This window comes from Oleiphilus sp. HI0066, assembly GCF_001635725.1.
The window spans coordinates 1-1,135 of the sequence record NZ_LWFH01001149.1; the positions used below are offsets into that span (position 1 = coordinate 1).

Genomic DNA, 1,135 nt, shown 5'->3' on the forward strand with positions numbered 1-1,135 from the left:
GCTTCAGTACAGCTCGTGGCTTAGATTTGGTTTCATTTCAATATATAGAAAATGGATATTTCAAGCGGCTCTTAAATAGTTGTGAATCTGTGGTCCAAGAGGACTTAGACCTAGCCGGATTCTCAATGTCCGTGATCGATGGTTGGAAAGCTCAGTTACTTCAAGAAGGGTTTCGTGTCTCGGATGCAGCCGCGATGGCATTGTCTGCTTATATCGCAAAAGGCGGAGTGTTGAATGTCAGCTTGTCTTCTCATGACATGGCGATTGAACAGGCTTATGGTTGGTTACCTGTCTTGGAATACGGTGGGACGCAGCTTACTGTGAATACGGATCAAGGCGTTGAACTTGGGCTTCAGAAATATGTTCCTGAACCGAAAGCTGAGCCGGTTGTTGAAAGTAAACCAGTGGAAATAGAGCCGCAATATTTGAACGTCGAGCTTACAGAGCTTGACGCGATGTTAGAAGAACGGGTGCGCATCACATTGCTGAATGGCAAACAATCCGAGGGTATGCTTAGTCAGGTTGATGAGCACTTACTTGTGATTACTCCTCTCAATGGAGACGGAAGTGTTTCGTTTACGTTTAAACGCGTTGAGTTAAGTGTCCTAGAGGTTTGGAAATAAATTCAATGAAATTGCATATTCCTAAGGAATTACACAGCTTTGAAACGCTGTTAGCGAAACTTGTCGGCGAAAATTCAATTAGCGCTAGTGATTCCTCTTGGGATCATAGTAATGAATCCGTGATTCGAGAATTAGAAAAGTGGTTTTTGGGTTTAGGATTTCGCTGTGAAGTAATTCCGGTTGATCAACAGGCGGGAAAGTACAACCTTATCGCGACGCTTGGAACAGGCAGTCGAGGTTTAGTGTTGGCTGGGCATACTGATACGGTTCCTTATGATCAGGCAAGATGGAACTCAGACCCTTTTAAGTTGAGTTTCTCTGAGGGCAAGTACTATGGCTTAGGGACATGCGATATGAAAGGTTTCTTCCCTATCATAGTAGAAGCCTTAAAGAGTATGGATCAAGCGGAGTTAAATGAGCCCTTAATCATTGTTGCGACTGCTGATGAAGAAAGCTCAATGGCGGGAGCGCGACTGATCGCTCAACAAGGTAAACTTCAAGCCCGAGCGGCA

The 1,135-nt window shown here is 44.6% G+C and carries 2 protein-coding genes; both read left to right on the forward strand.

Annotated features, from left to right (window positions below; all coding sequences use genetic code 11):
* Positions 1-623, forward strand: a 623-nt coding sequence (locus A3738_RS15230; protein WP_231876664.1) for a hypothetical protein, incomplete at its 5' end; no start/stop codon positions are given.
* A gap of 5 nt (positions 624-628) precedes the next feature.
* Positions 629-1,135: M20/M25/M40 family metallo-hydrolase (locus A3738_RS15235; protein WP_156504287.1), on the forward strand; the 507-nt coding region annotated here is incomplete at its 3' end.